The organism is Bacteroidota bacterium, assembly GCA_013360915.1.
Lineage (GTDB): Bacteria > Bacteroidota > JABWAT01 > JABWAT01 > JABWAT01 > JABWAT01.
Genome location: JABWAT010000005.1, coordinates 1 through 17,974 on the forward strand (window position 1 = coordinate 1; position 17,974 = coordinate 17,974).

Annotated in this window: 13 protein-coding genes; 9 read left to right on the forward strand and 4 right to left on the reverse strand. The window is 52.6% G+C overall.

The genetic code is table 11. The features are described 5' to 3' along the window. Positions 1-622, forward strand: a 622-nt coding sequence (locus tag HUU10_07985) for a T9SS type A sorting domain-containing protein (protein ID NUQ81533.1), incomplete at its 5' end; no start/stop codon positions are given. Between the two features lie 238 nt (positions 623-860). On the opposite strand, the gene HUU10_07990 is transcribed toward HUU10_07985, so the two are convergent. Next, the gene (locus tag HUU10_07990; GenBank protein NUQ81534.1) at positions 861-2,531 is read right to left on the reverse strand and encodes a M56 family metallopeptidase; all 1,671 of its coding nucleotides are present in this window, start codon (positions 2,529-2,531) and stop codon (positions 861-863) included. After that, entirely contained in the window at positions 2,531-2,905 is a 375-nt protein-coding gene (locus HUU10_07995) for a BlaI/MecI/CopY family transcriptional regulator (GenBank protein NUQ81535.1), read from the reverse strand. Before HUU10_07995 ends, HUU10_07990 begins: the two co-directional genes overlap by 1 nt. A 320-nt stretch (positions 2,906-3,225) precedes the next feature. Here HUU10_07995 and HUU10_08000 point away from each other — a divergent pair, with 320 nt between their 5' ends. Genes HUU10_08000 through HUU10_08020 form a run of 5 tightly spaced genes read left to right on the forward strand, consistent with a single transcriptional unit; the run spans position 3,226 to position 12,230 of the window. After that, on the forward strand, positions 3,226-4,083 hold the full coding sequence (locus HUU10_08000) for a prephenate dehydratase (GenBank protein ID NUQ81536.1): 858 nt from the start codon (positions 3,226-3,228) through the stop codon (positions 4,081-4,083). Next, on the forward strand, positions 4,080-4,955 hold the full coding sequence (locus tag HUU10_08005) for an ABC transporter permease (GenBank protein ID NUQ81537.1): 876 nt from the start codon (positions 4,080-4,082) through the stop codon (positions 4,953-4,955). Before HUU10_08000 ends, HUU10_08005 begins: the two co-directional genes overlap by 4 nt. Beyond that, positions 4,948-6,015 (forward strand): membrane dipeptidase, encoded by a 1,068-nt coding sequence (locus HUU10_08010; GenBank protein ID NUQ81538.1) that lies wholly within the window; start codon positions 4,948-4,950, stop codon positions 6,013-6,015. Before HUU10_08005 ends, HUU10_08010 begins: the two co-directional genes overlap by 8 nt. Before the next feature lie 32 nt (positions 6,016-6,047). Next, positions 6,048-8,747 carry a T9SS type A sorting domain-containing protein gene (locus tag HUU10_08015; protein NUQ81539.1) on the forward strand — a complete coding sequence of 900 codons (2,700 nt, stop codon included), beginning with the start codon at positions 6,048-6,050 and terminating at the stop codon, positions 8,745-8,747. Between the two features lie 3 nt (positions 8,748-8,750). Beyond that, positions 8,751-12,230 carry a serine/threonine protein kinase gene (locus tag HUU10_08020; GenBank protein NUQ81540.1) on the forward strand — a complete coding sequence of 1,160 codons (3,480 nt, stop codon included), beginning with the start codon at positions 8,751-8,753 and terminating at the stop codon, positions 12,228-12,230. A gap of 55 nt (positions 12,231-12,285) precedes the next feature. Here the strand turns inward: HUU10_08020 and HUU10_08025 are convergent, their stop codons facing one another. Together HUU10_08025 and HUU10_08030 are read right to left on the reverse strand one after the other, a co-directional pair. Next, positions 12,286-12,975, reverse strand: coding sequence for a response regulator transcription factor (locus HUU10_08025; protein NUQ81541.1), 690 nt, complete (start codon positions 12,973-12,975; stop codon positions 12,286-12,288). A gap of 95 nt (positions 12,976-13,070) precedes the next feature. Then, on the reverse strand, positions 13,071-14,609 hold the full coding sequence (locus tag HUU10_08030; protein NUQ81542.1) for a hypothetical protein: 1,539 nt from the start codon (positions 14,607-14,609) through the stop codon (positions 13,071-13,073). A gap of 112 nt (positions 14,610-14,721) precedes the next feature. Here HUU10_08030 and HUU10_08035 point away from each other — a divergent pair, with 112 nt between their 5' ends. From HUU10_08035 to HUU10_08045, 3 genes are read left to right on the forward strand one after another with little or no spacing between them, the layout of a single operon-like run. After that, positions 14,722-15,825, forward strand: a complete 1,104-nt coding sequence (locus HUU10_08035) for a glycosyltransferase (GenBank protein ID NUQ81543.1) — start codon at positions 14,722-14,724, stop codon at positions 15,823-15,825. After that, positions 15,788-16,840 (forward strand): glycosyltransferase family 9 protein, encoded by a 1,053-nt coding sequence (locus HUU10_08040; protein ID NUQ81544.1) that lies wholly within the window; start codon positions 15,788-15,790, stop codon positions 16,838-16,840. The genes HUU10_08035 and HUU10_08040 overlap by 38 nt, the downstream gene beginning before the upstream one ends. Next, positions 16,828-17,970 (forward strand): glycosyltransferase family 4 protein, encoded by a 1,143-nt coding sequence (locus tag HUU10_08045; protein ID NUQ81545.1) that lies wholly within the window; start codon positions 16,828-16,830, stop codon positions 17,968-17,970. Before HUU10_08040 ends, HUU10_08045 begins: the two co-directional genes overlap by 13 nt. Positions 17,971-17,974: the final 4 nt, after the last annotated feature.

Here is a 17,974-nt window from a genome sequence, read left to right on the forward strand (position 1 = left end):
CGAGTGGGGACAGGGAATCGGCATCGAGAAAATTTCCAACGCCTCCGACGGTCATTCTTTCAGCATTGTGGCCCGTCCGCTGGATGATACGCTGGAATATTACTTTTCCATCGATCCATCCGGGCTCGATTCGGTGGTGATCGATACATTGGGTGTCTGGCAACTGGCCGTCCGGGCAGGAGAGGCATCGGCAGAACTGGCCAGTGATCTGAAACATGTAGGCCGGGTTTCTCTCTCATCCACCGGGGAAAGCATCACCTTCACTCCCAATACAGCCCGTTACGATTACTGGGTGGTCGATCCGGTCGGCAACAAGTTCCGTCTGGGACGCGATGGGGAGGCAGGTCAACGCGAGGTGACTTTCAAACATTCAGTGTCCATTTATCCGAATCCGTTCAATCCGGCCACCACATTCCGGGTTACGCTGGCCGGGCCGGAGACCCTTTCGGTCAGAGTCTTTAACCTGCTGGGACAGGAAGTGGCGGTGCTGGCATCGGGGTGGCATGATACCGGTGAGTATGCCTTCCAATTTAACGCATCCACATTGGCAAGTGGGGTGTATGTGTATCAGGTGCAGATTGGCCGGGAGGTTCAAACCGGGAAACTTCAGTTGCTGAAGTAAAACGCAGCCTCGGGAAACGCAAAAAGTCCGGCCACCAGCCGGACTTTTGAGTTTAATGGTGGGTGGAAAAACCGGACCGAGCAAAGAAATCAGAAAACTAGAGAACAGAAATACCCGGGCCTGAGGCTCCCGAAGGGGGCGGGTATTTCAAAGCAAAAATTCAACAGATCCGAACCCCTTCCCTCTCCTGCGGAGGAGAAGAAATTCGGAATTCTGAATTCTTCCTCCTGCCTTTTCCTTACTCTCCCAATTTGAATTTCACAGGCAGAATCACGTCGGCCGTAACAGCTTTACCATCTTTAAAGGCTGGTCTGAACTGGATTTTCTGAGCGGCATCCATGGCAGCCTGATCCAGGTCGGTAAAACCAGAGGACTTTGCAACGGACACTTTCATTACAGTCCCGTTTTCACTGACCTGAATGGAAAGCACCGTCATTCCACTTCGTCCTTCCTTCTTTGCCTCTGCCGGATAGATGATGTTCTTCAGGACCGATCCGATTCCTCCGATGGGTTCCGGTTCTGAAGTGACCTGTTCCGGTTTTTCTTTCCGGGCAGTATTTGGTTCATTCTGCAGTTTAAACTTGAAAGGCAGTTTCATTTCCGATTCAACCGGCTGACCATCCTTCATGGCTGGTTTAAAGGTCAATTCCTGAGCTGCCACCACCGCCTGTGCATCAAGCGTTGCTGACCCGGTTGATTCCAGTATCTGAACGGACTTAATAGCACCGGTTTTTGAAATGACCAGATTCAGCAGGACGCGGCCCTGAATTCCCTGCTGCTTATCCATTTCCGGGTACCGGATTTGCTGACTGATTTTTGCCAGCGCATCCATCCCACCCGTTAATTCAGGCGGAGTGACAGTGGTGCTGTCTCCGGTGGCAGATTCCTGCCTGGGTATCGTTGGAAAACTGGCATTGGAAGTGGCCAGCACCGAAGAAACAAGCAAAGCGGTAAATCCAACCGCAACCAGCGATTGTAGCCACTTGTTTTGGCCGGAAGTCGGGTATGTTTTCATGTGAACAATCCTTTCTTTCAGATTTCGGGTTGAGTGGGCCATGGCCGCTGCAACGCCGGTCGGAGCTGTCGGTTCTTCCAGATGCGTCAGCAGCAGGGTTGCATACTCACGTTTCTGATCAGGACAGGAAGCTACCACCCGCTCATCACACACCATTTCCCGGAAGTTGCTGATTTGCCGGGTGATCAGATGCAGAAGCGGATTCCAGAAGAAAAGAAATTTCAAGGCTTGTTCGAGGATCTGTTTAAGGTAATCTCCATTGCGAATGTGCATCAGTTCATGACGGAGAATCAGATCGAATTGAATCGGATTGGCTGAGTATCCGGCCGGAATAACAATTTTGGGGTACAGAATTCCAAAGGTAAACGGTGTTACAAAACCGTTTGACCGGTAAACGGTTATGGGAATCCGGACTCCACAGTCACGTGCAATCTGCCGGATGTGTTCCGTCTCGGGAATCCACTCGAGATATTGATGATAACGGGCTAACCGGTGAAACAGGATGAGATAACCCTTCAGAAATGAAAAACCAGCCAGAAGGGAAAGTCCGGTTATCCACCCGATCAGTGGCTTCCAATCAAGAGCAATTCCGTTTGTTGGTGCTGTCAGAGTTGTTACCGGTTCTGATACAAGCCATGCAATGGGTTCGGGTATAATGAGGTAACCGGAACCTGGTTGAGTCCAGGCAACATTTAAAAGGATATGGAGAAAAATGGATGCGGGAAGTCCCCACAGAAGCAACAGCCGGGCCCGGGTCTGAAAATCAGGGTCGGATGGAAATAAAAAACGCAATGTCCACAATAAAGGAAGACAACCGAGAGACCAGAGCACCACCGGAAGGAAAATGCGGTCAAACAGCCAATACCCTGATTCGGGCGACAGCAACAGGTCCATTATAAATCCCCGATGAGTTTCTTCAATTCTTCAATCTCGGCAGTTGACAGATTTTCACGTTTTACAAGGGTCTGAACCAACTGGACCCGGGAATTGCCGAAGACAGAGGAAACGAAAGAACCAGCCAGTTCCGCTTTCACTTCCGCTTCGGTCCGGGTGGGGAAATACCGGTAGGAAACCCCCTCCTTTTCGATGCGGAGCAATCCCTTATCCGCCAGTTTTTTCATAATCGTCATCACCGTGGTATAGGCCACCTTCCGGTAGGACCGCATCGATTCATGCACATCGGATACAGTGGCATTCTGTAGCCGCCACACATGATTGAGCACTTCCATTTCAGTTTCTCCGAGACCGGCTACGGATCGCTTCTGCATCATTTTCTCCTGACAAATCAGCAACTAAGTCAAAAGTACTACTATAATAGTACGTTGTCAATAGTAAGACGGTGAATAGTGAGTGGTGAGTGGTGAGTGGAAAAACGAGTGAACAGTAATCAGAGAACAGAAATACCCGGGCCCTGAGGCTCTCGAAGGGGGCGGGTATTTCAAAGCAAAAATTCAACAGACCCTCACCCATTCCCTCTACGGTGGAGAGGGTGAAATTCTGTATTCTGAATTCTGAATTCTGAATTCTGAATTCTGTATTCCTTCTTCTGTCTCCTGTCTCCTTTCCTCTTCATTTCGTATTTTCGTTCATGATCCGCCCAGAACAGATTTTTTACCAGGGAGAGCCGGGAGCTTACAGCCAACTGGCCGCATGGTCGGTTTTCCCGGGAAGCAAGCCGGAAGGGCTGCCTGCCTTTGCCGATGTCTTCGACCGGCTGGCCACTGTGAAGGGGAACGTGGCAGCCGTCCTTCCCATTGAGAATTCCATTTACGGATCGGTTCACCCGGTCCTTGATCTCCTTCAAACCAATCCGTTTCCCATCGTTGGCGAATACAAACTGCGGATTCAGCATTGTCTGCTCGCCCATCCGTCCACGCCTGTATCTTCCATCCGTGAGGTGTATTCCCATCCGCAGGCACTGGGACAGTGTGAAAGCTTTTTCCGGCAGAATCCGCAGATGAAACCCGTACCCTGGCCCGACACTGCCGGTGCTGCCCGGTATCTGGCCGACCATCCGGAGCTGACCACCACCGGTGCCATTGCCTCTGAACAGGCCGGATTGGAGTATAAACTGGCCGTCCTGCAGAAAAATATCGAAAGTTTCGATCATAATTTTACCCGTTTTGTGGTGGTCACCCCCCAACCGGAGCCGGTTCCTGATGCGAATAAAACGTCCATCTGGTTCGAGGCCAAGGATTTACCAGGAAGTCTGTATAACTGCCTCGGCTGTTTCGCCTCGAGAGAAATCAACCTGATTAAAATTGAAAACCGTCCCGTCTGGGGGAAAGCCTGGAAACAGATTTTTTATCTGGATATCACCGGCGGACTTCATCAGCCAGCCATCCGTGAAGCCATTGAAGAACTTCATGCTTTCACCGAATCGGTTCACATTCTGGGTTCGTACCGTGAAGATCAATCCGAAAAAGGACATGTATCGGGCTTATGAGTTTATCCTACATCATCCGTGAAAGTCTGTCGGGTTTTAAGCGGACCAAACTTTCCAGTTTCGTCAGCATTTCAACCATTACGCTCAGTCTGGTTCTGCTGGGCACCTTTCTGCTGCTGGCGGTCAATGCACAGAGACTGGTGACCGAACTTCGGGCACGACTCGAAATTGAAGTCTTTCTTGAAAAATCGGTCAAGCAGGATGAAATCAAGTCGATCGGGGATTATCTCGGCGGAATCAAAGGGGTGAGGGAAACCCGTTTCATATCCCGCGAGGAAGCAGCGGCGATTTTTGAGCAGGAGTTCGGTGAGAATGTGTTCGACATTCTCGACACCAATCCGTTTCCGCCCAGTTTCCGCGTATTTGTCCGACCGGAATATGGGGTGATGGATTCGCTGATGCTGATTATTCCGCAGATAAAAAAGCTGGCTGCTGTCACCGATGTGAATTTTAACGAACAGTACATTTCGGCCCTGGATAAAAATGCACGCATTCTGTGGGGACTCACAGCAGGCATTGGCCTGATAGTGGGTCTGGCCTCAATTTTTCTGGTCAGCAACACCATCCGGCTGGCCATTTATTCACGTCGTTTTCTCATTCAGACCATGAAACTGGTGGGAGCAACGGCCGCCTTTATCAGAACCCCGTTTCTGATTGAAGGATTTCTGCAGGGGGTGCTGGGCGGTCTGATTTCCGGATTGACCATTTTCGGATTGCTCACCCTGACCGATCAGCGGATATTTCCCGTATTCCAGTACATCGTGTTGTCCCCTTCCTTTTTCCTGACTCTCATTGTGACCGGAGCAGTTTTTGGATTGCTGGGTTCTGTGATTTCGGTACGGAAATTTATTTCCATGAGGATCAGTGAATAACCCGGTTTCCTTTGCCGACGCACACAATGATTTGCTTCAGCGGGCACTGGCAGGTGATGCCATTCACCAGCGTTTACCCGATGGACATTCCGATTTTGTCAGAATACGTGAAGCCGGTGTGGTTTTACAGATTTTATCGGTCTGGGTTCCGGTCCGGTATGAACAGGAAGGAAAATCACCCGACCAGGCTCACCGTCTGATTGATGCCTTTGAAAAGTCCATCAGTCAGGCCTCCGATATTGCTGCCACCCGTTCTTCCCCGGGAAAAACCACTTACCTGCTTGGCATGGAAGGATCGCATCCTCTTGCAAGCGATCCACGTCAGGTGGAAGTGTTTCGTCGCCGCGGAATCCGGTATTTGTCTCCCACCTGGAACAACAGTGTCTCCTGGGCCACCAGTGCCCGCGATGAACATTCACCGGGGTTTTCCGGTCCGAAGGGACTAAGTGGGGCGGGTCGCGAAATGATTGCAGAATTTAACAGGGTTGGCATTGTTCCCGATGTGAGTCATGTGGGAGAAAGAACCTTCTGGGACATGATTGATGTGAGCAAAGGCCCCCTCATGGCCTCCCACTCGGCCTGCATGGCGCTGTGTTCCCATCCGAGAAACCTGACCGATGAACAGATCAGGGCCATTGCCATGACCGGCGGGGTGGTCTGCATGAATTTTTTCAGTGGATTCCTGGATCCCTCCTATTTCACCCGCCGGAATGAACGGCTGACGTCCATCCGGGCTGAGCGGAAAGGACCGGTTGAGTCCGATTTCCCGAACTACGAAGCTTTTTTCACTCACGAGGACCGTTGGATCGGCCGTGAAGTGGCCGACCTGAGACCCTCCATTGATCTCCTTACCGACCACATTCTTCATGCCCTGCGGATTGCTGGAGAAGACCATGTGGCTCTCGGCAGCGACTTTGATGGAATCGAAACAGCACCTGCCGGTATGGAGTCCGTTCTGGATCTTCAGAAAATTCCCGGCCTGCTCAAGGAACGGGGGCTTAGTGACCAGACCATCTCAAAAATCTGTTCGAAAAACCTGATCCGGCTTTTCACGGACTGATCAAAACAATCTTATCCACACCGGAGCGCCACATGAAATACATCACTCTTTTTCTGGCTGGTATATTCATGAGTCCGGTTGCGGCCCATTCACAATCCACCGGTAATCTTGGAACCCTCAATTTCTGGAATGCGACCAGCACCACCTGGACCGGTTCGTTTACGGGGGCCACTCTTCGTATCCGGTCGGTGAGTGATTCCATTTTTCAGATTGCCTATGATGACGGGGCAGACGCACCCACCGTCATGATTCAGACACCGCTTGCTGAAGGCCCAGACCTGACGGTGACCGAACTGGCCGACCGGATCACCCTGAATAACGGAACCCTCCGGATCGACGTGGCGCTTCCCGGCGGACTGCTGACTTTTCTCCGGTCCGATGGGTTGCTCATTACCAGCGAATCATCGTCCAGCCCGTATTCCAAATCAGGAGATATCACCCGGTTCACTTTTACTGAAGGCCCGGGACAGGTGTTTGGATTCGGGGAAAAAGGCATGTCCCTTAACCGGAAGGGACAATTTTTCGATACCTATAACCGGGCCAATTACGGATATTCCTCTGCGCTGAAAACCATGAAAGTAAACATCCCGCTGATGACCACCACCGAGGGATATGGTGTCTTTTTTGACTCATCCTATCCGGCGAATGTCGACCTGCGTTCCGGTTACAGTTACCAATCCCTTGGCGGACCCATGGTGTTTTATTTCTTCACTGGTGATCTGCGTGCACAAATTCGGCATTATTATCAGCTAACCGGCTTCCAACCCCTTCCTCCACGTTGGGCATTGGGATTTATTCAGTCCAAATATGGCTATCAGAATGAAACGGAAGTCAGGCAGATTGCATCCACCTTCCGGTCGAAGAACATTCCGGCCGATGCCATTGTTCTCGATTTATACTGGTTTGGCCAGGAAAATAAAATGGGAGATCTGCAGTGGGATCTGAACCGGTTTCCCGATCCTGCAGGAATGGTGGCCGATCTTCTTGATGATGGATTCCGGGTGATTCCCATACAGGAAACCTACTTTGTCAACGGAACACGCCTGTACAGCCTGTTCTCGGCATACGTGGGGAAAAAACCTGCCGGCGGGGCTTATACGTTCGGATTCTGGGCCGGCGATGCCCGGTTGTTCGATGTCACCCATGCGAGCGCGCCGCATTTGTGGTGGTCTCAATCCAAGGCCATCATGGAATCGGGAATTGCCGGCTGGTGGACCGATCTGGGTGAACCGGAGACCCATCCTTCCGACATGATTCATGCCGGCGGAAGTGCTGCCAAAGTTCATAACATTTACAATCTGATCTGGGCGAAAATTCTCTGGGACGGATTTAACAAGGACTATCCCGGAAAACGGTTTTTTAATCTGACCCGGTCGGGAACGGGTGGCATGCAACGGTTTGCCACCTTCCCCTGGTCGGGCGATGTGGACCGGTCTTTTGACGGACTTAGTCTTCAGCCCGGGATCATGCTGGGCATGTCCCTTTCAGGAATCGGATATGAGCATTCCGATCTGGGCGGATTTGCCGGGTCCCCCGCTTCGGCTGAATTGTACACCCGTTGGATGCAATTCGGTGCGTTTACAGGAATCATGCGTGCTCACACCTCCCATCAGAATCATGAGCCGTGGGCTTTCGGTTTGGTTACCGAACGCATCACCGGTAACTACATCAGAATCCGTCACCGGCTGAATCCCTATTTCTACACCGCCGCCTGGAATCATTCCATCCACGGTGAATTGCCCATCAGGCCGTTGCTGCTCGATTTTCCCGATCTGCCGGGTGTTTCTGACCGGACAGACGCATTTTTCTTTGGTCCTTCCCTGCTGGTAATGCCCGTTCTGCAACCGGATGTTACCTCGGTTAACACCGACCTTCCTTCGGGGACCTGGTACGATTTTTATTATCCGAATGCCGTCGTTCCGGCCGGTTTTCAGACCTTGGCCGCACCCTTGCAACAGATTCCGGTACTGGTTCGCGGCGGATCGGTCATTCCTCAGCGACCCGATGGCCGGACGGTGGCAGATGAATGGGGCGATACCCTGCTTCTCAGCGTCTTCCCGGACCGGGAAACCGGGCTGGCTTCCGGCTCCCTGATAGAAGACGACGGTCTCACCACCCAATCTCTTGCCGGTGAACGTCTGGAAACCCGGTTCCTCTGGGAGGAAACCCGGACCGATTCCATGACCGCACAGTTGACCTCGGTGATCTCGGGAACCGGATATCCATCCCTTCCAGGATCACGGATGACTCATATCCGGGTGGCCCGCCATGGATCCTGGACCCGGGTTCAATCGGGAACCACCCATCTTCCCTACATCGCCGATTCAACCCTATGGGCACAAAGCAACGAACCCGCCTGGACTCAAACCAGCACCCATGGTATGATCCGTACAACCGGCACTCCCTTTTCACCCCTGAATCTTTCCATCAGAGGTTCCCTTTACACATCAGTCCGTTCCGAACAACCGGCTGACTGGTCATTGGGAACGTTGTATCCCAACCCATTCAATCCGTCTGTGAACATTCCGGTAACCATTGCATCGCCCGGATCCCTGCGCCTCGTCGTACACAATGTATTGGGTCAGCAGGTGGCAGAAAAAATCTTTGTTTTTACAGTTGCCGGACCTCAAACCCTTTCATGGGAACCTCATCAGTTAACCTCGGGGCTGTATCACCTCACATTTATCAACGGATCAAAGCGTGAAACCCGCCGGGCGGTCTATCTGAAGTAACGCATGAAACGCCAGCCACTGCTTTTTCCCTTTCTGCTCATCCCTTTCCTGCTGCAGGGGCAGGAACTGATTCCGTTTTTCGAACAGAAGGCGACCAATGTGGCTCAGGTGATGTCAACTCCCGATGGCGACCGGTGGGCTGCCGTCCGTGGGGCCGGATTCGAAACGGCCGGCGGATTTTACCGCTACCGAAACGGATCCTGGTCGGTTTCCATGGCGTTCCCTTACTCAGATTCCCCGCTGCTGAAAGTCTTCTCTCCCCGGTCGGTTTACGGACTTCACCACGAAACCCACTTCGGTCATTGGCGGTATTTGTTTTATCACTTCGATGGCAGTCACTGGACCCGTCAGGACATTCCGCTGAAAAAGTGGGACGCCACGGATTATGTGATTATTCACTCCATGGATGGCAGGTCAGAGGCAGATTTGTGGCTGGTTGGTCAGAAGGCCACCGTACTCAGGCGGGTCAACGGAAACTGGGTGCCGGTGCGGTCTCCGGTGATCTGGAAAGAAGGGGAAGATGACTTTGCCAAGGATTTCCTGTCGGTCCTTACCGGCCGGAATGGCTACGTCTGGGTCGGTGGAAAAAACGGCATTCTGATCCGCTTTAACGGGTCAGAAGGAACCAGTATTCCGCTTCCCATCCGGTCAGCCGTGGTCTCCCTGGCCGAAGATGAAACCGGGTTGCTCTGGATCGGAACCGATAAAGGTGAGGTGATCACCTGGGATGGCACCCGATTCAACCCGGTACCTTCACCCGCTGGTGAAAAACGGATCCAGCAGATGATCAGCCGGTTGAATGGCTTGTTTGTCCTTTCCGGCGACCAGATTTTTCAATGGGATCCTTCAAGGCTGGCATGGTCCGCCCGCATGAATCTGACCGAACCCGGTGTTCCCATCACCTCATTTGATCTGGTCAATCCTGCCGATACAACCAGCGGATTCATCATCGGAACCACCACAGGACTGTTTGGAACGACGACCCGCGGAACCGTGAGCTTTCGTGATGTGACCAGTGCCTCGGCCATCTCTGCAAAGGCTCGCGGCGGATTTTTCCTCCAGGCCAATGACGATACCCACCCAGACCTGTACCTGACCGGGGAGCCCGGACTCCCCGACCAGTTGCTGATCAATACCGGAACCGGTCCGTTCACCGACCAGACCTATGAACGCGGACTTCTGGTTTCGAGCAACGGATCGCTGGCCGGAACGGCAGGCGATATCGACGGCGATGGAGATCAGGATCTGTTGGTTATCCGGCACACCGATCACAAAGTCTCTGTTTTCAGAAACCGTGATCAGATCCGGTTCGATGACATCACCGGTTGGTCCGGTCTCGATGCCATGAACGTTCCGGAACCGGAAACTTTCTGGGGCCACAGCATCCGGCTGCTCGATGCCGATCTGGATGGTGATCAGGATCTGTTTGTTTCATCCTGGGAAGCCGGGATTCAATGGTTTCAGAATGATGGTGTCGGGCGGTTTACACCCGGTGATTCAACCCTTTTCCAGGCATTGAATCAATTGGATAACCACCGGTTGATGGGATGGGTTTTGCTTCCCGGAACGAAGGAAGGTCTGGCCAGCCTGGTTGCGGTAACCGATAACGCCGGAACCTTTCTTTTCACCCTGTCACGTCCGGGTTTCAGCCTTCAGTCTGTTCGCCAGCATCCATCGCTGAAAAGCATTTCTGTCAATATTCTGACTCTCCCCGATACCGGTGAGCCGGTTCTTTTTCTTCCTGACCGGAATCTGGTCAATCGCATTGCCAGAGTTTCGGGGGATTCGCTGGTGGTCTCCTCCATTCCGGTCCGGATACCCTCCATACCAGCCTTTCCGGGATTTCCAGGTGGGTTCTGTCTGATTACCGATGCCGATGGAGACGGGGCGGATGATATTCTTTTTGGCAGTCATCTGCTCAGATGGGATGGTTCACGATGGGTGAGTGTGAAGGAAACAAGTGGTCTGACCCTCGATGGAAATTCCATAACAGGCGATGCCGATTCGGATGGAGACCCCGATCTGGTATTGTGCAGAGGGAGTGAGTTTGGAGCCTATCCGGTTACATTTTACCGGAATGAAGGAAAACCTGCGGCCGTCAGTCGTCTGTTTCTGACTGGTCTGAGTGATCCTGGTTTTCAGGTCAGCATAGAAACTGCCGATTCCGTTGGTAAACCGTTCCGGGTAAACGGCTGGTCGGGACAAACCGCTTTATCAACCGTGACCGCCATGCCGCTTGTTGTTCCGGTCGCTTCCGGTCGACAGGCCACGGTCACCGGACCGGGCGGAAATTCATGGTCCGGAAGGTTGTCTGGTCCGATGACAACTATTCAGGTCAACCCGGCAGGCAACGGGATCCTGCCAGAAGCCATCGTGAGTCCGCTCATCCGGACCTGGCTTTATCTTTCTTTGTGGCAGGAACTCTTGAAACTGCTGTTTATCGGGACCGGGCTCTGGTTTCTGAACCAGCGGAGCAACCTGACCGGCTGGATCGGGTATGCCCGTCAATGGTGGGCCTGGATACCGGGAGTTGTGCTGTACTGGGTGCTTTTCCTGAGAACCGCTCAGCATCCGCTGGCCGTTCATTTACTGGGTCCGGTTGCCGGGTCACTGCTTCTCTGGACATTAATTGCCACCGTTGTTTATTTCTGGGTCACCTACCTGCGGACTTCCCGAATCGGACCATACCGGTTGGGAAGGCTTCTGGGCGAAGGATCGAGCGGTAAAGTCTGGGAAGCCTGGAGCACCTCGGACCGGAAACCCGTTGCCATCAAAGTCTTTCACGACCGGGCTTTCGATACCTCAGAAGGTCAGATCCGGTTTCAGCGGGAAGTGGCGGCAGGAACGGCTCTTTCTCATCCTGCCATTGTTAAAATTTTCGGTCAGGGTGTACATGGCCGGCAACGGTATCTGGTCATGGAACTGGTTGAAGGAGAGAACCTGCGTGCATGGCTGACCCGGGACGTGTCGCCGGGTCAGGTCGTTCGGTGGCTTGCCGATCTGTGTGAGGCGATTCAGGTTCTTCACGATGCCGGCATGATTCACCGCGACATCAAGACCGAAAACATCATGATCAGTCCGGATGGGCATCCCAAAATCATGGATCTTGGCTTGGCAAAAGCGGCGGTTTTCGCCACCATGACCCGCCTTGGAACCAGTGTGGGAACCCTGGCCTACATGTCGCCGCAGCAGGCTGTTGGGATGCCGCTCGATGCCACCGCCGATGTGTATTCGTTGGGTGTGGTCGGTTATGAACTGCTTACAGGCGGTACCTTGCCGGTGACCGGTGATCATGACATGGCCTTTGTTTACAATATTTTTAATCAGGTGCCGGTTCCCCCTTCGGTCTATAACCATCTGGTTGACTCCGACCTCGATTCCATTATCATGAAATGTCTGGCCAAACAACCTGGTGACCGGTGGGCCAGTGCACAGGAAGCCGGGAATGCATTCGGCAACTGGCTGAAGACCTCAGCTGAATAAACAAAAAAGGCTGCCTTTTCGGGCAGCCTTCGTGTCAAACTTTTCCTGTCTGGTATCAGGGATTTGGTATCAGTTTATATCCGATTCCGTGAATCGTAATGATGTTTTTCGGATGTGCTGGATCTTCTTCCATCTTCTGCCGGATTTTCAGAATGAAATTATCCACGGTCCGGCTGCTGATGGAATCATCATATCCCCACACGTTGGTCAGCAGATCATCACGGCTGACTGTCTGGTTCCGGCGTTCCCACAGGTATTTCAGTACTTCCACTTCCTTGGGAGTCATTGGAATGTTTTCACCGTTGCGGGTAGCTGCGTAATTCGAGAAATCCACCACCAGAAGTCCGATGGTCACCGGGGCCATCACATTGCCGGTAAGCGGAACCTGACGCCGTAACACAGCCTTTACACGGGCCATCAGTTCACGCAGGCTGAATGGCTTGGTCATGTAATCGTCAGCACCCAGTTCAAGACCGAGGACCTTATCAATTTCATCTGCCTTGGCAGTCAGCATGATAATCGGGGTGGAATTTCCTTCGAGACGAACCCGGCGAAGCACATCAAAACCCGATAAACCCGGTAACATCACATCCAGAATAACCAGATCGAAGTCGCCTTTCTTGATATGATCGTACCCGTCGGTGCCAGTCAGGGCCAATTGGACCTGATACCCTTCCATTTCGAGGTTGTCCTTCAGACCAAGGGCAAGCTGGGCTTCGTCTTCAATAATAAGAATCTTACTCATAGATGGATCCTAAATGGGGACAAAGATAGCCTAAATATCTGGTTTTTTCCGGTTTGGGTGCAACATGGTGCACAAATAACGGCCATACCGGGTTATTAACTCTCTTTTGCAGCAGGAATCCAGATGGTGAAAACCGATCCTTTACCCACAGCACTTTCCAATTCAATGATGCCATCGTGATGGTTGATGATGTGAGTGGTAATGGCCAGTCCCAGGCCCGATCCCTTCGATTCATGAACCAGTCCGCTGGAAATCCGGAAAAATTTGTCAAAAACCTGACGGTGGTATTTCTGATCGATACCGATCCCTCGGTCTTCCACCCGGATTCCCACCAGTCCCCCTTTCCTGATTGTTTCGATCCGGAGGTACTTGCGGTCACGGCTGTATTTAATGGCGTTGTCGATCAGGTTGTTCACGGCTTCACCAAGTGCATCGGCATCGGCCAGGACTCTGGGCACCGGATTCAGGATCACATCGGCCTGAAAACCATCCTGTTCGATCTGCAGCTGATAAGGCTCCAAAACCCGACGCACAATTTCGCCCACATCTACCAGGGTTTTCCGGTAGGTGGGTTTGACACTTTCCGTGCGCGAAAAATTCAGGATGTTATTGATCAGCCGGCTCAACCGCTCCGTTTCTGTCAGAATTATGCGGTAATATTCTTTCTTGCGGTTTTCGTCGGTGGTCCGGTTCATACTCAGGGTTTCGGCATACATCCGGATCAGGGCCAGCGGGGTTCGCAATTCATGTGACACGTTCGAGACGAAATCGGTTTTTAACCGGACCAGATCCATTTCCTGCCGGATGTAACGGAATACAATAAAAATCCCCACCAGAACCAGGACACCCAGCACGGTGATGATGGAAATATTCAGGATCAGCCGGTTACCCAGCCAATCATCAATGGCCCGGTTTTTAAAACGGATTCCCACCTGATATTCCGGAATAATCCACAAAGGCTTAGAGACCCTGAATCCGCCGGGGTCAGAATCAGAAGTGGAGAAAATCAGCGTTCCACCATCGCGGTACTGTATACCAAGGTCATACTGTTCACCAGAAATTTCATTCAGCCGCGGACGGAGTATGTTTCTGATTAACTGATAGCCGTCAATGGTCAGGGCAGCCAGTTTCTTACCCGACCCGGGAGAATCGAACAGAAAGACAATGGCAATCAGCGGATCACGGACATCCGGTTTTGATAAGCGGATGGGAAGTAATTTGCGGTATCCGGTTTTCAGAAAGGAATACAGTTGCCTGATGCTTTCCGGGCGTCTCTTGAGACTATCCAGAATAACCGCGTTGGGTTCATAGAAGGTGGATCTCGCAGTCACCGTGCGGACGTTCACCCAGCTCGTATCCATATACAGAATCGAGTGAACAGCCGGATGGTTATTCAGAAAAAACCGCAATGCCCGCTCTTCGCCGGGCGGAATGCGTGCCACGTCATTGGCCCAATTATCCACCGCGCTCCAGGCATACTGATTCAGATTCAGGAGGACGGCCGCCAACTGCTCATCATACAGGTCCTTCAGAATCACTTCGTTACTGCTCAGGGTGTTGGCAAGATACCCGATATAGAGCAGAACCGGCAGGATGACCGAGGCGATAAACCAGAGTGTGATGCGTTTGATCATGATGTTGTTGTGCAAATATCATGAAATAGTCTGGCCATTCACATCCTGCCTGTCTTCGCCTTTCCGGATTTCATGTATGATATTTACGTTTTTTAATGGGTGGCCATCCGGAATGAACATACTTTTCATCAATTCCATCGGGGTAAACAAATTAGGTGGTGGCGAGAAATGGATGGTTCGTGCCGCTCGCGGACTCCTGAGCAACGGTCACCGGGTTTTTCTGGCGGGCAAGCCAGGCAGTGAAATTCTGGCCGAGGCCACCCGAGCAGGTGTTCCGACCCGGGTATTCAACATCCGGGCCGATATCAGCCCCATTGCCACCTGGAAAATTTACCGTTTTCTCAAAGCAGAACAGATTGATGTGCTGGTCTGCAATCTGAATAAGGATGTCCGGGTGGCTGGTCTTGCCGCCCGCCTGGCAGGTCATCCGGTGGTTCTGGCCCGTCATGGAATCCTTCTGGCTGGTAAAAAGTGGAAGCACAAGGTCACCCTGACCAATCTGGCTGATGGCATTATCACCAACTCAACCACCATCCGCGATGCGTACCGGGGCTACGGTTGGTTCCCCGACGGATTTGTACGGGTGATTTACAACGGCATTGCAGATAAATCTCAGGTGATGGCCCATGATTTTTCTAAAGACTATCCCGGTAAAACCGTGATTTTCTCGAGTGGCCGTCTGGCTGAACAGAAGGGATTTGATGATCTGATCACTGCCTTTGCTCAGGTCCATGCTCAGCGACCCGAAACAGTTCTGGTGATTGCAGGAAAGGGAAAACTCGAACAGGACCTCAGACAATTGGCCTCCCGCCTTGGGGTTGCCGGATCGGTTCATCTGATCGGATTTCTTGACAATCCGGATCCTTACACCAAAGGATGTCACCTCTTTGTGCTTTCCAGCCTGTTTGAAGGCATGCCCAATGTGGTGATGGAAGCCATGGCCCTGGGTAAGCCGGCCATTGCCACCGATGTAAATGGCGCCCGTGAACTGATGGGTGATACCGGGTGGATTGTTCCGCCAAAAAATCCATCCGTTCTGGCTGAAACAATTCTGAAGGTTTTATCAGATCCCACTGCCATGGACCAGGCAGGTAAGGCTGGTCTGGAACGGGTGCGATTGCATTTCACCATTCCCGCCATGGTAAGCCAGCTCGAACAGTTTTTTCAGGAAAAGTGTCGTGAAAAACAGCAGCGAACCCCTGAAAAAAACCATTAACCGGAAAAACAAACGGTTGCTTATCGACCTGATGGGGTTGTTTGCACGCCGCCGGAAAAGGGTCAGCCATTTCGAAGGACCCCTGGGTTCCGTTCTGATTCTGGCTCAGGAAAAACTGGGGGACTGCCTGTTACTGACTCCGCTTCTCAGACAGCTGCGTGACCGGTACCCCGACCTGGTGATTCACGTGGCTTGTTTCAGCGCCACTTCGTCAGATTTTTTCCGTCAGGAACCGGTCGTGAATCAGGTATTCAGGGTTAAAACCGATCTGTGGGGTTTTTTCCGTCATGGCCGGCGGTTTTCCTATGACCTTTTGTTTAACACCAAGGATCATCCCTCTTTTAACTTCATGCTCCAGAGCCTGCTGGTTAAGGCCCGGATCAAGGTGGGAATAGCCCATCCGAACCATCAGCGTTACTTTGATTATGAAATCGGTGGTGACTTTTACCGTCACATGCTCTCCAAGTATCTCGATTTTCTGCAATTTCTGGGGCATTCGCTTCAACCAGCCGATCTGAAACCCGCCCTTCCGCCTGTCCCCGTGTCACCGGCGGTTCAGACTTTTGCAAGTCAGCTGCCCGCCAGCACTGTCATCCTGAATCTGTCCGCCGGATCACCCGACCGTGAATGGACAGAAAGCCAGTGGGGTGCTCTTATCTGCCGGCTGAACAGTCCGCTCGTTCTGCTGGCGGTCGGAGAGCAGATGGCCGTGCGTTCCCGGCTCGAAAAGCGGTTCAGTCAGATTCTGCCCTGCCCCGATACCAAATCGCTTCAGGAAGCAGCAGCCATTCTGGAAAAGGGCAGACTGCTGGTCTCTCCCGACACCTCCATGATTCACCTGGCAGCTGGCGCCGGAATCCCGGTTGTGGGTCTGTACCAGAAAGGCGATCTTCATCTGGCCCGTTTTTCTCCCTGGCAGGTCACCTGCCGGATTGTTCAAAGTTCAACCCTCCGGGTGGCGGATATCGATCCCGACCTGGTCTGGCAGGCTGTAAAGGAATTATGTCCCGACTGATTGAACGCATTCTCATTTTATCGGAAGACTACCCGCCGTATCCGGGCGGCATTGCCCAATGGGCGCGGGGAATGGCACGTGGACTGGCAGGTGCATCGGGTGCCGATGTTCGGGTTCTGTACCGTCCGCGCAAAGAATTCAAGGTTCCCCCTGTCGATTCCGGTCTGACTCTGATACCGATTCAGGGAAAGCGGTGGAAACAATTCCGCACCTGGATCTGCCGGAAAGCCGTCCGCGAAACGATCAGTTCCGGGTTCCGGCCCGATCTCATCATCGCCACCACATGGAATGTGGCCCGTGGTCTCACCGGATTGAAGGAAAAACATGGCTTCCGGCTGGTGCTGGTGGTTCACGGTCTCGAAATCACCCGCCCGATGCCTGCACTGAAACGGTGGTGGCTTTCCGAAACGCTGGAAAAAGTGGATCAGATCATTTCGGTCAGTCGGTTCACTGCCGGACGACTGATTGCAGGATACCCCGATGTTGAATCCAAAGTCAGGGTGCTTCCCAATGGGGTTGATCCCGCCGATTTTCAGACCTCTGGCCTTATTCCATCTCTGAGGCAACGTTTCAACCCCGACGGCCATCCTTTGTTACTGACTTTTGCCCGTGTCATTGAACGGAAAGGACATGATACGGTGATCCGTGCACTGCCTGCCATTATCAGGGAAACCGGACCGGTTATTTACCTGATTGCAGGAAAGTGGGAGGAGTCCTGGTATCAGCAACTCACCCAATTGGTAAAGGATCTCCAACTGGAATCGGTTGTCCGCTTCACCGGCTATGTCACCGACGAGGAAAAAGTGGCTATTTATCAGATGGCCGATCTGTATGTCATGATGAGCCGGGAACTGGACGGTGATACCGAGGGATTCGGCATCACCTATCTCGAGGCCAATGTATGCGGGAAACCCGTCATTGGTGGTCGGTCGGGCGGCGTGGCCGATGCCATCGTGGATGGTGAAACCGGTTTTCTGGTCGATCCCACCGATTCTGACCGTTTGGCAGATCGCTGCATCGGATTAATTAAGGACCCCGGACTCCGGTCCCGGTTGGGTGAAAACGGCCGCAGCCGTGTAAGGACCACCCTCACCTGGCAGGCATTGGCCACCCGGTTTCTGTCGGAATAAACGG

What these genes read in the sequence shown, in the direction of transcription:
- HUU10_07990 (NUQ81534.1), bottom strand. Translation starts at nt 2,531, where the DNA reads ATGGACCTGTTGCTGTCGCCCGAATCAGGGTATTGGCTGTTTGACCGC.
- HUU10_08005 (NUQ81537.1), top strand. Translation starts at nt 4,080, where the DNA reads ATGAGTTTATCCTACATCATCCGTGAAAGTCTGTCGGGTTTTAAGCGG.
- HUU10_08000 (NUQ81536.1), top strand. Translation starts at nt 3,226, where the DNA reads ATGATCCGCCCAGAACAGATTTTTTACCAGGGAGAGCCGGGAGCTTAC.
- HUU10_08035 (NUQ81543.1), top strand. Translation starts at nt 14,722, where the DNA reads ATGAACATACTTTTCATCAATTCCATCGGGGTAAACAAATTAGGTGGT.
- HUU10_08015 (NUQ81539.1), top strand. Translation starts at nt 6,048, where the DNA reads ATGAAATACATCACTCTTTTTCTGGCTGGTATATTCATGAGTCCGGTT.
- HUU10_08045 (NUQ81545.1), top strand. Translation starts at nt 16,828, where the DNA reads ATGTCCCGACTGATTGAACGCATTCTCATTTTATCGGAAGACTACCCG.
- HUU10_08030 (NUQ81542.1), bottom strand. Translation starts at nt 14,609, where the DNA reads ATGATCAAACGCATCACACTCTGGTTTATCGCCTCGGTCATCCTGCCG.
- HUU10_08020 (NUQ81540.1), top strand. Translation starts at nt 8,751, where the DNA reads ATGAAACGCCAGCCACTGCTTTTTCCCTTTCTGCTCATCCCTTTCCTG.
- HUU10_07995 (NUQ81535.1), bottom strand. Translation starts at nt 2,905, where the DNA reads ATGCAGAAGCGATCCGTAGCCGGTCTCGGAGAAACTGAAATGGAAGTG.
- HUU10_08025 (NUQ81541.1), bottom strand. Translation starts at nt 12,975, where the DNA reads ATGAGTAAGATTCTTATTATTGAAGACGAAGCCCAGCTTGCCCTTGGT.